The organism is Neisseria mucosa, from assembly GCF_003044445.1.
In the GTDB taxonomy this organism is placed as follows: domain Bacteria; phylum Pseudomonadota; class Gammaproteobacteria; order Burkholderiales; family Neisseriaceae; genus Neisseria; species Neisseria mucosa_A.
The window spans coordinates 1-428 of record NZ_POWX01000051.1 but is presented as its reverse complement, the minus strand read 5'-3'; the positions used below and the strand labels follow the sequence as shown (position 1 = coordinate 428).

Below are 428 nucleotides of genomic sequence, written 5' to 3'. Positions count from 1 at the left end.
TTTTTTGCGGTTCCAACCCAATGCTGCGGCAATGCGCCTTTGCCCGTAGCGTCCTTTATGCCGTTCGTAGATTTCGGCGATAAGGGCTTTGTCGGCTTCGTCGGGGTCGGGTCGGTCTTGGCGGTGGGAGTAAAAGCTGCTTTTGGGCAGGGTTGCGATGTGCAGCAGGGATTTGAGCGGGGGTTGCGCCCTCAGTGTTTGGACGGGTTGGCTTTGTCCTTTGCGGTCCGCTTTTGGCTGAGGGCTTTTAACTCCTTTAGATAGGCAACCTTTGCGCGCATATAGCACAACTCTTCGATAAGCTCTGCCTGTGTTTTTTCGTGGTCGGGTTTGTCGGCGATAAAGGGGTTTTTGCGGTGGTCGGTCATGGTTTTGGATTGGGGATGTTCGAGTGCGCCGATGCCGCCTTCTTGATAGGCGCGTATCCA

1 protein-coding gene and 1 pseudogene are annotated in these 428 nt (G+C 54.9%); both read right to left on the bottom strand.

The features are described from left to right. The coding region (locus DBY90_RS12485) for an IS3 family transposase (protein WP_185952216.1) at positions 1-288 on the bottom strand (288 nt) is incomplete at its 3' end. Beyond that, positions 192-428: pseudogene (locus DBY90_RS12480) on the bottom strand (helix-turn-helix domain-containing protein); the annotation flags it as partial. The gene DBY90_RS12485 and the pseudogene DBY90_RS12480, both read right to left, overlap by 97 nt.